Origin of the sequence: Micromonospora sp. CPCC 206061 (genome assembly GCF_036906915.1) — a bacterium.
GTDB lineage: Bacteria > Actinomycetota > Actinomycetes > Mycobacteriales > Micromonosporaceae > Phytohabitans.
Genome location: NZ_JBAKHX010000005.1, coordinates 98334 through 114216, shown reverse-complemented (window position 1 = coordinate 114216; position 15883 = coordinate 98334). Strand labels below are relative to the sequence as shown.

The window sequence follows — 15883 nt, the reverse complement described above, 5'->3', positions numbered from 1 at the left end:
TCAGAGTTGATCGGGTCGGATGACTCACTGGACCGCCAGCGGGCGCTCACCGCCCGTACCGATCGACGCAGACGAATCGGAATTCGGCGGTGTACCGCCGGCCGTGCTCGTCCCGCAGCCACAGCTGGTCCGGACCCGGCAGCATCTCGGTGAGCCGGAGCTGGGTGTCGCCCCGCCGGTGCAGCCGGTGGCTGAGCACCGACAGCGATAGCGGATTCGCCAGGTCGACGTGGAACGGCTTCCGCTCCCCGGCGACGATCGCGAAGACGTGCCGGGGCAGGCCGAGTTCGTCCCGCAGCCCACCCGCTGCGGCGTGCAGGGCGGCCCCCCGGCCCACCAGCCGCTCCGGCGGCACGATCCACGACTCCCGGCTGACCACGAGGTCGTCCACGGTCACCCGGGGCTGGTGTGGGCGCGCGGGCAGCAGGCCGAACCGCTGCGCCGCCGCGTGGGACAGGAAGTCACCGAACACCTGCACGGCCGGGGCTTCGAACTCGCCCCGTACGTCGATCGCCACCAGCCCCGCGGCGCTGCGCCGCAGCCGCAGCCGGGCGGCTGGCAGCAGCCGCTCCGCCGGCCCGTACGGGGTGTCGCCGCCCATCCCGAGATAGCGGTAGCGCGCCGACAGGTAGGTGTCCGGCGGTACCGTGCGGGAATTGAGCACACCGGTCCCCAGCTGGTAGATCGGGAGGATCCGGTCCTCACCCATCACCTCGTCGATAAGCCGGTGCAGCGTCGGACGGTCCGGGTGAAACTCGTAGGCGGAGAGCCCGTCCATGGTCTGCATAGCGGGGTGCAGCTCGCCCAGCACGAACGTCGGCCGACCGGTGCGCACCTGCTCCAGGTCCGTTGCCCCGATCATCAGGTCGGGGCTGTGCCAGCGGGCCTGGGCCCATAACGGCGGCCCGGCTGGGAACGCCGCCTCGACCCCGGCCCGCAGCTCCGTGCTGGTCAGTGCCACGCCGCGGGCGTCAGGGTCGGGCACGAACAGCCGCTCCCAGCGCTGCCGCAGTTCGGCTGCGGCGCTGTCGGCGGGTGGCGACGACTCGCCGTACGTCGCCGATCGGGCGACCACACCCAACACGTCCATCAGCGGTGTCCCGGCCACCGGGTCGACCAGCGGGGTCAGCCACGCCTCGTACTCGGCGGCGGTGCGCCGGCAGTACCACGCGGCGCCGGTGAGCATCAGGTCCAGGGCCGGCCCGACCCGGTCGAGCAGCCGGGTGCTCAGTGAGACGTCCAGGTCGCCGAGGCAGTCCTGGAACACCACCGTCCGCCCCGCGTAGAACTCCCCGGATCGTTGGTGCGCCGCCTCGCCAGTGACCTCGACGAACCGGGTGTCGAGGTCGGCCAGGGCGGCGTCCAGCGCGGGTGGGTCGGCACGGACCGCCGCCACCCGGTCACGGGCCTCGACCATCCGGTCCAGGTCGGCCAAGGCGGCGGCCCGGCGGTCCGGGTCGGTCACCCGCAGCAACTGCCCGCGCAGCCGCCGTTCCGGCCCGGTTCCGCGAACCACCGTGAACCCGCTGGTCAGCAGCTTCATCGTGCGCAGCCGGCCGATCTCGCCGAGCACCGCTTCCCGCCCGTGGTCGGGCAGTTCGGCGACGATGTCGTCGACAGTGCGCCGGCCGTCGCACAGCTCCAGCACCCGGGCCCGCAGCGGCGGACACTGTAGTTCGGTGCCGTCGGCGAGCAACAGGACCCCGTCCGCGAGGTCGGTGACCGGGGCCCGGGACGGGGCGGTCCACCGGTCCAGCCGGTGCCGTTCGTTCAGGGCGGCGGCGACGGCTCGGATCGCCCAGTACTCGAAGTACGTACCCCTGCGCCGGGGTGGCCGACCCGCCGCACCGATCGTGGTGGGATCGTCGGTCCACTGCCCCCACACCACCGGCCCGAAGAAGCCGATCATGTCGTTCTTGGCGCAGTATCGGGAGGCGTAGGCCCACAGGGTGCGGTCCCGTTCGCGCTGTTTGCTCGGCTTTCGCGCGGGCCGGTCGGACCGGTACCGGCGGCGGTGGAACGCTGGGTTCTGCCAGAGCAGGGCCTCGTGGAACAGCGGCTGTCCGTCGAGGCTGGCCACCGCGGCCTGGGCTGCCTCCGCATCGCGTGCGAAGTCGCCGGTCGGTGCGATCTCGATCCAGTCGAAGGGCATGCCGGCGGTACGCGCCCTCAGGTTCGGCCAGACCTGCCACCTCCCCTGGTGGCCGAGCGCGTATTCAGCCGGTCGCATCGGTCCCCCCGCCGATGCCCAGCACACCCGACAGCTTGCGGATGCTCGAATACTCGAACATGTCCGCGGCCGACAGCTCCACCGACAACGTCTCCCTGATCCGCGAAGCAAGCTGGACGACGGTCAGTGACGAACCGCCCAGCAGGAAGAAGTCGTCGTCGATCCCGACCTCCGGTATCCCGAGGGACTCGCACCAGAGCCGGGCAAGTTCCCGCTGGACCGGGGTCTGTGGCGGGACGAATGTGGTGCCGATGGTGCGGACCGGTTCGGTGGCCGCAGGCCCCGCCTCGACCGCCTGTTGGTCGAAGGTGCGGGCCTGGGCCAGTCGTTGCGGCAGTGAGCCGACCGACGTGATGACCTGAGGTCCCGGCCGCAACCCCAGGATCCGCCGGAACAGCTCGCCGCCCTCGGCGTTGGTCAGCATCCCGGTGCCGCGTGTCATGTCGGCAGGCTCCGCCGGTCGGCCCGGCAGGGTCGCCGCCGCGTGGTCCACACTCCGCAGTGTGTATCCCTCGATGGCGACGCAGACCGCGCCGGTGTCGTCGACGATCAGCTCGTCGATCTCCATGAACTCGGGCCTGGCCGGGTCATTGTGGTATGTCTGCACCACCCAGCACCGCGGCGGGATCGGTCGGTGCACCTCCACCGAGCGGTAGAGGAACGGCAGGTACCGGTGGCCGGCAGCGCCAGCCAGCCCGTACACCGCCCGGTCCAGGAGGGCCGGATGCAGGGTGTACCGGTCCCCGTCGTCCCGGCCGACCGCCGGCAGTTCCAGCTCGACCAACCCCCGGTCGTCCTTGGCCCAGTACCGGCGGACCGCCCGGAACCGTTCACCGAACTCGACGAGCCCCGAGTACGGCTGGTGCGCATCCGCTTCGATCAACCCTTCCCGGAGCTCCGCGAGGTCGAAGCCGGTGGAGTTCCGGTCCGGTGCGGTCCGCATCCGGCCCCGGCAGTGCGTCGTCGCCGGCTGCCCCGTCGAGGCGAACCGGATCGCGAATTCGAGACCGCCGGACTCCTCCGGGGTGAGGGTGACCGTTCCGGTGACCGGCCCGGTGATCCGCACCGGGTCGATGAACACGACGTCCTCCAGCCTGATCGGCACCGCGCCGAGAGCGTGCCGGGCCGCGGTATGGGCCATCTCCAGCAGGCTCGTGCCGGGCAGCACCCCGACCCCGTCGATCTGGTGGTCGGTCAGCACCCAGTGCCCGTCGAGATCCAGGTCGACCTCGAAGGACCAGCCCTCCCCGTCGGTGGCGGCACGATGCAGCAGGGGGTGGTCCAGCGTGGTGACCGAGGAGCCGCCCCGGAGCCGCCGCAGGGTGCGGAACCCCTCCGCGGCCCGGTCGGTCGACACCATGCCGACCTCCTCCCAACCCCACCAGTTGATCGCCACCACGTATGGTGTGCCGTCCGCCCGGGAGGTGGCGTACGCGTCGAGGAAGGTGTTCGCCGCGGCGTAGTCGCTGTGTCCGTAGTCGGCCGAGACCGCGACGATCGACGAGAACAGGGCGAGGTAGTCCAGTGCCGGCAACCGCCCGGCGCGGATCAGGGCGTCGATGACCAGCGTGCCGCGTACCTTCGGTGCGAGGATCCGCTCGGCCGCCTCGGGATCGTGCAGGGCCAGCAGTTGGCCACCGGCGATCCCGGCAGCGTGGACCACCCCGGTGATCGGACCAAGTTCCTGTTGGGTCCGGTGCACGGCGGCGGCCATCGCCTCGGCGTCGGTGACGTCGGCCCGCAGCACCAGCACCTGGGAGCCGGTCGCCTCGATCCGCCGGACCGCCGCGATCTGGCCCCGGGTCCCGGCCGGGACATCGGGATCGTCCCACCTCGCCCGGTCCGGTAGCCCGGTCCGGCCGAGCAGGGTGAGATCCGTCGGCTGCCGGGATGCCAGGTCCTGGGCGATCGCCAGGCCGAGCCCGCCGAGCCCGCCGGTGATGAGCAGGACCTCCCGGCGGCTGGTCGGGTGGGTCGCCGGGACCTGCTCGTTCGGGATCGAGACGTGATGGTGGACCCAGCGCCGACGACCACGCAGCGCCACCAGTTCCGCGTCGCCGTCGCCGCTGATCTCGCTGACCACCGCCGACGCGACGCCCGTGTCGGCGAGGGAGACGTCGATCTGCCGGACCCGTGCCGCGCCCAGCTCCCGGGGCAGGGTCCGCAGCGGGCCGGCGATCGTGGCGCCGGCCGGCCATGCGGGTTCACCGTTCACCGACCAGACCCGGTCGGTGATCGCGACCACCTCCACCTCCGCCCGGAAGCTGCGCAGCAGGGCCTTGGCCAGGGCCGCCATCCGCTGGTAGGCGCGAACCGCGATCTGTCCCGGGTCGTCGTCGGGGTCCTCGAAGAGGGCGTAGACGATGCGGTCGGGCAGCAGACCCGCCTCGTGTACCGCCTCCACCAGCAGCTCCACGTCCTGGACACGGTCCGGGTCGAACTCGTAGCCGTCCGGTCCGGTCACGAAACCCGGACCGGAGTACGCGGTCAGCACCAGCACGTCCCGCTGCCAGGCCGCCGCGATGATCCCGTTGGCCACCGGGTGGTCGGGCGTGGCGAGGACCAGCCAGGTCTGGCCGAGCAGGCTGCCGGTCCGGCGTGGCGCCGGTCGGGACCGCCATGCGGGCAGGTACAGCGGTGTAAGCAGCGGATCGGTGGGAACCTCGAGGACGTCGTCCGAGCCGGGCTGCGCAGGGTCTGGATCCACCCAGCAGCGCCGTCTCTGGTACGGGTAGCCGGGCAGGCTCGTCCGTCGCCCAGAGCCGCCGCGTACCGCCGCCCAGTCGATGTCGGCGCCGGACACCCAGAGCCGGCCGACGGTGGTGGCCAGCACCGTCGTGTCCGCGGTGTTCCCGTTCGGTGGCGCCATCGTGGTCAGTGCGGTCGCCGAACGGCTCTGGCTGGCGGCGTGCTGCCGGGCGAAGGTGCACATCGACTGCCCCGGCCCGACCTGGAGGTGCACCACCCCCGGTAGCTCTTCGAGGCGGGCCAGGAAGTCCGCCAGCCGTACCTCCTGGCGTGCGTGTGCGGCCCAGTACGCAGGGCTGGTCGCCTGTTCGGCGGTGATCCAGTCACCGGTCACATTGGACCCGAATCGCAGCCGGGGTGCCTGTCGGGGGAAGCTCTGCACCAGGGCGGCCAGCTCGTCGCAGATCGGCTCCATCATCCGGGAGTGGAAGGCGTGCGAGGTGCGCAGGACCGAACCGGTGATCCCGATGTCGCCCAACTCCTGGGCGAACTGCTCGACGGCGGCGATCTCACCGGAGACGACGCAGGAGGACGGTGAGTTGCTGGCGGCGATGTCCAGTTCGGTGGGCAACATCGACTGGACCGCGTCCCTGCCCAGCGGCAACGAGAGCATGCCACCGCGCGGCAGCGCCTGCATGAGCTGTCCCCGTCGGGCGACCAGAGTCAGCGCGTCCGGCAGTGGGAACACCCCAGCCAGCGTCGCCGCGACGATCTCGCCGATGCTGTGGCCCAGCAACGCCACCGGCCGGACTCCGAAGGAGAGCAGCAACTGCGCCAACGCCCATTCGACGGTGAACAGTGCCGGCTGGGTCACCGCGGTCTCGTTGAGCTTCGCCGCAGCCTCGTCGTCGTCCGCCTCGGCGTGCAGGAGCTGTCGCAGGTCGATACCGAGCCAGGACACCAGCTGGTCGGCGCAGCTGTCGACGGCGTCCCGGTAGACCGGAAAGGTCCGGTACAACTCGCGCCCGGCGCCGGGAAACTGGGCACCCTGGCCAGGGAAGAGGAACGCGACCTTCGGCGACCCGGCGACCCCGGCAAGGGTGTCCAATGTCGACTGATCGGTCAGCTGTGCGACGGCCGCGGCCGGATCGGTAACCCTGAGCAGCATGCGGTGCGGGAAGGCGGCCCGGCCCTCCTGGAGGGTGAAGGCCACCTCGGCCGGGTCGTGCCTGGTGTCCTGGAGGTGCTCGGCGAGAGCCGTGCGGGTGGCGGTGAGTGCCTCGGCGGAGCGTGCGGAGATCGGCCACAGCACAGGGCTGGCCAGTGGCGGCGACGCCGGTCTCGCCGGTGGCTGTTCGATGATGACGTGGGCGTTGGTGCCACCGATGCCGAAGGAGCTGACTGCGGCGATCCGGGGTGCCCTGTCGGTCCGCCACTCGGGGTCGGACCACGCCTGTAGGTCGTGGGCGAGGCGGAACGGGGAGTCTTGCAGTTCCAACGCCGGGTTCGGGTCGTCACAGTGGAGGCTGGGGGTGATGATCCCGTCGCGTACGGCGAGGATCGCCTTGAGCAGTCCGACGGTGCCGGCGGCGGGGCCGAGGTGCCCGACGTTTCCCTTCACCGAGCCGAGCCAGCAGTACCGGCGGCGTGTGGTGTGTTCCCGGTAGGCCGCGGTCAGCGCCGCAACTTCGATCGGGTCTCCGACCTTCGTCCCAGTGCCGTGCGCCTCGACCATTCCGATCTCTTCGGGGTGGACCCGGGCGTCGGCCAGCGCAGCCTGGATCAGCGCCCGCTGGCCCTCGACTCCGGGAGCGGTGAACCCGACCCGCTGGTCGCCGTCGTTGTTGACCGCCGATCCCCGGATCACCGCGTACACCTGGTCGCCGGCGGCTGCGGCGTCGGCCAGCGGCTTGAGTACCACCAGGGCCCCGCCGTCGGCGAAGATCGTGCCGGTGGCGTCGGCGGCGAATGGGCGGACGTGCCCGTCCCGGGACATGATCCCGCCCTCCAGGTACGGGTAGCCGCCGCCGAGCGGCACGTCGACCTGGACCCCACCGGCGATCGCCACCTCGCACTCGCCCCGGCGCAGTGCCTGCATCGCCTGGTGCACTGCTACCAGCGAGGTGGAGCAGGCGGTGTAGACCGAGACGCTCGGTCCGGTGAAACCCAGGCGGTAGGAGACCAGCGGCGCGATGTAGTCGGCGTTGTTTCCGCTGCTCATGCTGGTCAGGCCCGCCGACTGGCGGACGGCCCGGTTCTTTTCGATGTGGTCGTACCGGTACCGGTTGGTGGTCGCGCCGCCGAAGACCCCCACCTGCCGCCCGATCCGGCGCGGGTCGTATCCGGCGTCGTTGAGCGCGGTGTAGGAAAGCTCGAGGAAGAGCCGGAACTGGGGATCGCAGAGCTCCGCCTCGCGCTGCGTGAAGCCGAAGAACTCCGGGTCGAACTGGTCCAGGTCGGCTGCGGTCGCGGTCACCGGCCGATAGTGGGGCGCGTCCACCGCCGTGGAGGTGGGCTCCCGGTCCCGCGCGACGGCGAGGTCGAAGTGCTCGATCGACTCCACGCCTGCCCGGAGGTTGTCCCAGAACTCCCGGACATCGCGCGCCCCCGGCAGCCGGGCCGCTACCCCGATGATGGCGATGGCATCGGCAATCGGTGGGGTTAAGGAATGGTCGCCCGGAGGTAATTGGCTCATCGAATGGCCTCACATCGGTGGAACGTCGGCGGCGACCATACAGGAGCGGAATTGCACCGGACTTGCAAAGGAATTGATTCCGTCAGGTACGCCGGTCCCGGTCGGCGTGGCGCGAAAGCCAGCCACCAAAAATTGGCGCCCGGATAACCCCGCCTGGCCGTTTACGGTTCATGATGGTGGCCCGGTGTCGTGACGGCGGCACCTGGCATCCCTCTCGCGCTGAAGGTGAGACATGTTGTCGGCAAAGGAACGGGCATTGTGGCTACTGGAACAGTTGCTTCCGGCCAGTGGCATCAACAACATCCTGGTCGCCCTGGTCACCAGGGAGCAGTTGGACGTGGCCGCTGTCCGCGCGACGGTGGACCACCTCGCGCTGCGGCACCCGGCGCTGCTCACCCGGTTGCGGATCGTCGACGACGAGCCGGAACGGGTGGTGGGTGACTGCGCAGCCGTACCGTTCGAGTTGGTGGAGGCGACGGTCGAGGAGATCGGCGAGGTGTGCCGGACGGTTGCGGCGCGGCCGATCGACCTGGTCGCCGAACTCCCGATCCGGGTTGTCCTGGTGCGTTGTCCGGACCGGGACGTGGTCTGTCTGTGCCTGCACCACCTCGCGGTCGATGCGGTCTCGTGCTCGGTGCTGCTCCGGGAGTTCGCGGTCCTGTACCCACGGATGCTCGCGGACGGTCGACCGCCGGTGGCGTTGGCGGATCCGGTGCCGGCACCGCCCCGCGCCACCAGGCAGGCGGCGAGCACCCAGTTCTGGCGGGGTCACCTTGCAGACCTCACCGTGGCACCGGCCGTCCTGGATTTCGGCCGGCCGGATCCTGACGTGCCGTCCCTCGTCGGGGGCACCGTCACCCGACGCCTCTCCGCAGCAGCGACCGCCGCCATGCGCCAGCTGCGCCGGCAGTGCCGGGCGACCGACAACATCGTGCTGTTGGCGCTCTACTACGTGCTGCTGGCCCGGCACGGCGCCGGAGGCGACCTGGTGGTGGGGGTGCCGGTGGATCTGCGGGACGGTCCCGCCCGCCGCGCGGTCGGCTACTACATGAACACGCTGCCACTGCGGATGGCGGTGCCGCCAGAACGAAGCTTCCACGAACTCGTCCGGGATGTCCGCCAGCTGTTCGTCACGGCAATGAACTATGCCGATATCTCGTACGAAGAGCTGGCGCTGCCCCGTCCACGCGCTGAGACCGCCTGGTGGGTCCCACCGTTCCGGCACATGTTCAACTTCCGGCCACTCACGGAAGCGCTGACCGACGGCGATGACGAACTGCCGTACGAGGCGCTGGAGGTGGAGGGCGGACACAGCAGGGTCGACCTCGAACTCGTGGTGCGGTACGAGGGCGACGGGATCACCCTGCAGGCGGTCCACAGTACCGAGATCCACCAGCCGGACGACATCGAGGCGTTGCTGGCCCGGTACGAGGCGGTGCTGGAACGGTTGCCGGAGCGGGCCGACATGCCGATCGGTGACCTCGACGTGTGGAGTGACGCCGACCGGGCCACCGTCGCCGCCACCCAGGCCGCCGCCGCCCGCGCCCACTCGCGGCGAACCGTGCCGGCACTGATCGCCGACCGGATGGCGACGAGCCCGGACGCGACGGCGATGGTCGACCGCGACGGGGCCGCGTGGAGCTACCGCGAGTTGCGGGACTGGGCGACCGGCACCGCCGCGCTGTTGACGCGCCTCGGAGTGGGCAGCGGGGCGACCGTCGGCCTGTACGCCGAACGCGGTCCCGCGTGCGCGGCTGCCGCCCTGGGAGCCTGGCTGGTCGGGGCGGCGTACCTGCCGCTCGATCCGGAGCAGCCGGCGACGCGGCTGGGGTACCAACTCGACGATGCCCAGGTCGGGGTGCTGCTGGCGGACCGTGAGCCACCGCCGGGGGTGGTACCACCCCGCTGCCGGGTGGTCGGCCTCGACACGGTCCGGCCGGCCCCGGGTCCGTGGCCGGAACAGGACCCGGAGGAACCGGCGTACGTCATCTACACCTCGGGCTCGACCGGGTTGCCGAAGGGGGTGGTGATCAGCCACGCCAACCTGGCGAACGTGGTCCAGCACTTCGCCGTCGAACTCGAGGTGTCGAGCCGGGACACCCTGCTGTGGCTGACGACCTTCGCGTTCGACATCTCCGCGTTGGAGGTGTTCCTGCCGCTGGTCGCCGGTGCCCGGGTGGTGGTGGCCGGCGATGATGCTCGCAGTGACGGCGCCACCCTGCTCGGTCTTGTTGAGCGGTACGACGTGTCGGTGCTGCAGGCGACACCGACCACCTGGCGGTTGGCGGTGACGGAGGCGAGCGGTCAGCTGCGCGGACGCCGGGTTCTCTGTGGCGGTGAGCCGCTGCCGGTGCACCTGGCCCAGGCGCTGCTGGCGACCGGCTGCCGACTCTGGAACGTGTACGGCCCCACCGAGACGACGATCTGGTCGACCAGCGCCGCGGTGACCAAGGTCGAGACCGAGGTCCCGGTGGGACGGCCGATCGCGAACACCACCGTCGTCGTCGTGGACGGACAGGGCAGGGACCGGCCGCCGGGCCTACCGGGCGAGGTCTGCATCGGCGGAGACGGGGTCGCCATCGGCTACCTGAACCGTCCGGAGTTGACCGCGCAGCGCTTCGTCGAACGGGGCGCTGCGGGCCGGTACTACCGGACCGGCGACGTCGGCCGATGGCGGCACGACGGCACCCTCGCACTATCGGGACGTAGCGACCGTCAGGTCAAGCTGCGTGGCCACCGGATCGAACTCGGCGAGGTGGAGGCGGTGCTGGAACAGCACCCGGTGGTACAGGCGGCGGCGGTGGTGCTGGTCGGGGACCCGAGCGCCGACGGGCTGTTGGTGGCATTCGTCCAGCCCGGCGGGACGGACACCGCGAAGCGGGACCGGCAGATCACCGACGAGGTGTGGCGGTTCGCCCGGGAGCGGCTCGCGTCGTTCATGGTTCCCGGCGACGTGGTGGTGACGGCGACGATGCCGACGACCGGCAACGAGAAGGTGGACTACCCCGCTCTGACCGCACTGGCCCGACAGCGGGTGGTGGCTCCGCGGCGCGACCCCGCGATCGTGGCACCGGAGCGGGACGGCTTGGTCGGCGAGCTGGTGGCCCTCTGGCGGAGTCTGCTGCGGGCGCCGGACCTGGATCACGAGGCACACTTCTTCCAGAGAGGGGGCCACTCACTGCTGGCGGCGAAACTCGCCCAGCAGGTGACCAGGGCCACCGGGGTAAAGGTGTCGCTGAGTGAGGTCCTCGCCGCACCGACGCCCCGCGCGTTGGCCGGGCTCGTCCAGGATCGGCGATCGGCGGGGGTGTGACGATGCGGCGGGATTTCGGGAGGTGGCGGGTCATCCGGTGGCGGTGTGGCCTTCCGCTCCGGCGTAGCGGGTGAACCAGTCCTGGAAGGACGCGGTCGCGAAGACCTCCGTGTGTGAGGATTCATGCCGGATGTCGAGGTCGTCGAAGATGGTGCCGAGGTGAGCCAACACCTTGCCTTTGTCCTGGGCGAGCGCGGTCAGGTGGGAGTCGGTGAACCAGGCGGTCGCGGTGGTGGCGACCGGTGCGAGGGTGCCGCCGCTGAGGCCGAGGAGGTCGGCCACCACGGCGAGCCCGCGGTAGAGCTGCCGCTGTACCGGGTCACGGTGCGGGTTCGGATCTTCCAACCGTGCCAGCGCGTGGGCCAGGGTCGTTTCGCCCGCGGGTCGCTGCAGCAGTCGCGCGACCGGCTCCGGGCGGCGTTTGAGCTGGTGGAGCCGGAACATCACGGCTTCCCGCCGGGAGATCGGCGTGTGCCGCAGGTCGGGGTCGACGAAGAACATCCGGTCGACGGTCTCGCCCTGCCGTTCCAGCAGATTCGCCATGACGACCGCGATGACCGCGCCGGCGCAGTAGCCGGCGATCCGGTACGGACCCGTCGGCTGAGTGGCCCGGACCTGGGCGAGGTAACCGGCGGCAAGGTCTTCGATGGTCGGCGGCGTGGGTGCGCCGTACCACCCGGGGGCACGCAGCCCGATCAGAGGCGCCGGCAACCCCTGGAGGTGCTTGAGGAACCAGCTCACCTCGCCGTCGGCCCCGTGCACCAACCAGGTCGGGGTGCCGCCGGCCCCCGCGAGGCACACCTGCTCGCCGGCCTGGTTGATCGGCTGGTCCGCGATGAGCTCGCCGAGTTGCCGCGGAGTGAGCAGCGGGAGGTCCACCGGCGCGTCGGTACGCAGGTGGAAGACGTCGAACAGGTCGCGCCGGATCCGCTCCCATTCACCGGCGATGATTCCCTGCTCGCCCAGGCTGATGTGGACCGGCGGAAGTTGTGGCACACCCAACGCCGCTGCCACGATGATCTGGCTACCCACTGTTGCGTATTCCGCGAACTCTCGGTCCAGCCGATTCAAGGTCTCCTGCGACATGCGTCTTCCTCCTGATGTGGTTGCTGAAATGACGTCCTGGCCGCGTAGTATCGTGCCGCATCCCAGTCGAACCCGTCGTCGACGGCGGTTACGAACGCAACGGCTACACCGTTCATCGGGAGGTATTCCTTGGGGATTCTGGAGTGGAACACACTTAGCACCGGTACCAGCACTGAGTGCGTGCTCATCATCGACTTCAGCGCCGATGCCGGACGCCAGACCGGCAGCTTCTCCGACCTCGTCTCGCTACTTCCGGGTCGATACACCATGTGGGCTCCACACCACGGCACCTGGGGTGATCCGACGGACACCGATCCGGCGGCCAGGCTGGCGGAATGGCTTGCCGGCGCGGACCGTTTCGGGCCGGATGTCGTGGCCGTGGTCGGCTACTGCGCGGGTTACAGGTTGGCCGCCGCGTTCGCCGATCACCTCGCCGGCCCGAAGCCGCCGGCGCTGATCCTCCTCGACCCGCTGCCGGTGCTGCCGCAGACCCTCCTGCACGAGTACGTCGAAGCGGTCAAGCAGTTCGCGCCGGTCCTCCAGCCGGAGGTCGTCGGCCGGGCAGTCGAATGGGCCAAGGAGCACGTCGCGCAGGACCACGACCTGCTCACACTGGCCCGACGCCTCACTGCCTCGTACACCGACCTCGCAGCCGACGGCTGCCGGGAGTTGGGCATCGAGACCGAATACGGCGAGCAGCTGGTTCGCCGCCTCAGCGGCTATCTGTCCTATCTGGTGATCGCGTCGACCGCACCACCGCCCCGGAACTGCCCGGCCCTTGTCCTGCGTTCCAGCGATCCGGTGCCGGCAGCCCTGGCCGAGACGTATCCCGACGCTCCACGGCTCGACATATCCCGTGCCAACCTGCTTCGCAGCCAGGAGGTGGCCGACAGGATGACGCAGGTCCTGGCCGCTGGCGGCCCTCGACACACGCGAGCCTGACCTGCTCCGCCGCGGCCGGTTCGGGTCAGGAGCGCCGGCAGCGGCTCTCGCGGCGCCAGTGTCGACATTCACCGACTGGTGCTACCGCTGGCTCCGGAACGTCCACAGTTCAGGAAAGGCGGGTTGGTGGAGGGTCGTGCGCAGATAGCCGACGCCGCTGGATCCGGCGGTTCCGCGCTTGCCTCCGATGATGCGCTCGACCGCCTTCGCGTGGCGGTAGCGCCACAACTGCACGAGTTCGTCGAGGTCGGTGAAGAGTTCACACAGGACGGCCGCCGTCCCGTCGTCGGCGTAGACCTTTTCGAATGTGCTTTCCAGTTCGGCATCGGGCTCGACGGGTCGGGTGACGTCGCGGTGCAGTCGCCGCTCGGGTATGAGGTAGCCGAGCGCGGCGAGCATGGTCAGCAGCGAGTCGTACAGTGACGGCCGGGCCATAGCGGCCGCAATGCGCTGCCGCGCCGCGCTGTCCGGCGGATATCGCACCGCCACTGCTGCATCGCGGCGGCCGAGCACGGCCTCCAGTTCCCGGAACTGCGCCGACTCGAAGGCGCTTGCGGTCCCGAGGTGTGGACGGAGCCGGGCGAACTGACCCGGTGGCATGGTCTCCAGCACGTCGAACTGGCTGACGATGACCGACCAGATAGCCAGGATGCGCCGGGACAATCGCACGCTCTGGCCCAGGTCCGCGGCCGTCAACCGTTCCTGCAACCCCCTGCATTCGTGCAGCAGCTGCTTGAACCAGAGTTCGCAGATCTGGTGCAGTGCGATGAACAGTGGCTCGTCGGCCACGTCCGAGCGGGTGAACTGGACGCTGAGCAGCTGGTCCAGGTTGAGGTACTCGGCATAGGTGGGCGCGGGACCGGTGGCTGTGGCGTGACTCGGAGACCGCGGATCACCCAAAAGCATCGCGCCAGTATGTCATGGGCAATTAGTCATTTCGGCGGTTGCCGCGGTGTACCACTTGTTTTGCGTTTGCATGCAAATTGAATGCGCACGTCACGCTGACCGGCTCCGGGCGCCTACCGTGAACCAGGCTCTTGATCGACATTGGCCCATGGCTCTAGGTCGGGCTGGGCAACGGAAGGCGGGGGCGTTGCGGTTCGAGGTCTTAGGGCCGGTTGTGGGGTATACGGCGGGTGGGCCGATCGGTTTAGGGACAAGCCGGCAGTGCACCGTGCTGGCCGCGTTGCTGGTCGAGCCGGGCGTCCCGGTCGCCTTGGAGCAGTTGGTGGACCGCGTGTGGGGCGAGGAGCCGCCGCAGCAGGCCCGGGCGACGTTGCATGTGTATCTGTCGCGGCTGCGCACCGTACTGGGTGACGCGGGCGGGCCGGCGCTGGTCCGTCGCGCGCACGCCTATGTGCTCGATGTCGATCCGGCGGCGGTGGACCTGCACCGCTTCCGGGCGCTGGCGCGTGAGGCCCGGTCGGCGAGCGACGACCGGGCCGTGGTCCTGTGGCGAGACGCGTTGACCTTGTGGCGGGGAACTCCGTTCGCCGGCCTGGACAGCGACTGGCTTCGAGCGGCCGCTGTGGCGATGGACGTCGAGCGGCTGGCGGCGATCCTGGACCACAACGACGTGCTGTTGCGCCGCGGTGAGCATGCGCAACTGGTCTCCGAATTGACCGCCGCCGCAGCCGAATTTCCGCTCGACGAGCGGCTGGCCGGACAGCTGATGCTCGCGCTGTATCGCAGCGGCCGGCAGGTCGAGGCGCTGGCGCACTACCGGTCGGTGCACGACCGGCTCGTCGAAGAGTTGGGCAGCGTTCCAGGGCCGGAGCTGTGGGATCTACACCAGCGAATCCTGCGCCACGACCCGGGCCTCGCCGTGACCACGGTCGCCGATAGACCGGAGCCGGCCGTGGTAATCACGGAAGATCCGCAGGGCACGTCGGGCGGCGCCATCGCCTCGCACCGGCCGGCGCAGTTGCCTGCCGACTTGACCGGCTTCACCGGCCGCGCCACGGACCTGCACCGCCTCGACAAGCTGCTGGAGGAAAGCACCAGCGGCTCCCTTGGGGCGATGCTGATCACCGTCATCGCGGGCACCGCCGGCGTGGGAAAGACCGCTCTAGCGGTGCATTGGGCGCATCGGGTCGCCGACCGGTTCCCTGATGGACAGTTGTACGTGAACCTGCGCGGCTACGACCTGGAGCAGCCGATGCCGGCCGCTGATGCGTTGGTGAGGTTCCTTGCCGCGCTGGGAGTGACCGGTCAGAACATCCCGCCGGAGATGGACGAGCGGGCCGCCCGGTACCGCAGCGAGCTGGCCGGGCGACGGATGCTGATCGTGTTGGACAACGCCGCCAATGCGGCCCAGGTACGTCCGCTGCTGCCGGGCACCGATTCCTGCATGGTGATAGTGACCAGCCGGGACAGCCTCGCCGGGCTGGTCGCCGTGCACGGCGCGCACCGTATCGACCTGGACCTACTTCCGGCGGGTGAGGCGATCGGGCTGCTGCGCCGGCTGATCGGCGCGCGGGTCGAGGCCGAGTCTGAGGCGGCCACGACGCTGGCCGAGCAGTGTGCCCGGCTGCCGCTGGCGTTGCGGGTCGTTGCGGAGCTGGCGGTCGCCCGACCGGACAGCACCCTTGCCGACCTCGTGGCGGAGTTGGCCGACCGGCAGGCCCGGCTGGAGCTGCTGGAGGCCGGTGATGACCCGTACGCGGCCGTACGAGAGGTGCTCTCCTGGTCCATCCAGCACGTCCCGCCCGATGCGGCACACCTGTTCCGGCTACTGGGATCACATCCGAGCCCTGACTGGGACGCCAACGTAGCGGCAACGCTTGCCGACACCGGACTGGACCACGCCCGCCGGGCACTGGAGCTGCTGGCCCGTGCCCACCTGCTGCACCGGACCGGCCGCTTCCGGTTCGGCATGCACGACCTGCTGCGTGCCTACGCCACCCACCTGGCCCTGCGTTCGGCGTAA

At 70.4% G+C, this 15883-nt stretch carries 7 protein-coding genes; 3 read left to right on the top strand and 4 right to left on the bottom strand.

Going from position 1 to position 15883, the window contains the following annotated elements; genetic code table 11:
- Window positions 1-46: 46 nt before the first annotated feature.
- The gene (locus V6V89_RS06555; protein ID WP_334618050.1) at window positions 47-2230 is read right to left on the bottom strand and encodes a lantibiotic dehydratase; all 2184 of its coding nucleotides are present in this window, start codon (window positions 2228-2230) and stop codon (window positions 47-49) included.
- Window positions 2217-7613 carry a type I polyketide synthase gene (locus tag V6V89_RS06550; RefSeq protein WP_334618048.1) on the bottom strand — a complete coding sequence of 1799 codons (5397 nt, stop codon included), beginning with the start codon at window positions 7611-7613 and terminating at the stop codon, window positions 2217-2219. The genes V6V89_RS06555 and V6V89_RS06550 overlap by 14 nt, the downstream gene beginning before the upstream one ends.
- A gap of 232 nt (window positions 7614-7845) precedes the next feature.
- Between V6V89_RS06550 and V6V89_RS06545 the strand changes: the two genes are divergently transcribed.
- On the top strand, window positions 7846-10926 hold the full coding sequence (locus V6V89_RS06545) for a non-ribosomal peptide synthetase (RefSeq protein ID WP_334618047.1): 3081 nt from the start codon (window positions 7846-7848) through the stop codon (window positions 10924-10926).
- 30 nt (window positions 10927-10956) lie between these two features.
- Here V6V89_RS06545 and V6V89_RS06540 read toward each other — a convergent pair whose 3' ends face one another.
- Window positions 10957-12012, bottom strand: coding sequence for a thioesterase domain-containing protein (locus V6V89_RS06540; protein ID WP_334618046.1), 1056 nt, complete (start codon window positions 12010-12012; stop codon window positions 10957-10959).
- Window positions 12013-12192: 180 nt separating this feature from the next.
- On the opposite strand from V6V89_RS06540, the gene V6V89_RS06535 reads away from it, so the two are divergent.
- Window positions 12193-12954 carry a hypothetical protein gene (locus V6V89_RS06535; protein ID WP_334618045.1) on the top strand — a complete coding sequence of 254 codons (762 nt, stop codon included), beginning with the start codon at window positions 12193-12195 and terminating at the stop codon, window positions 12952-12954.
- Window positions 12955-13035: 81 nt separating this feature from the next.
- Here the strand turns inward: V6V89_RS06535 and V6V89_RS06530 are convergent, their stop codons facing one another.
- Window positions 13036-13860 (bottom strand): tryptophan 2,3-dioxygenase, encoded by an 825-nt coding sequence (locus V6V89_RS06530; protein WP_334618044.1) that lies wholly within the window; start codon window positions 13858-13860, stop codon window positions 13036-13038.
- Window positions 13861-13930: 70 nt separating this feature from the next.
- On the opposite strand from V6V89_RS06530, the gene V6V89_RS06525 reads away from it, so the two are divergent.
- Complete coding sequence (locus tag V6V89_RS06525; protein ID WP_334618043.1) at window positions 13931-15883, top strand: AfsR/SARP family transcriptional regulator; 1953 nt, start codon at window positions 13931-13933, stop codon at window positions 15881-15883.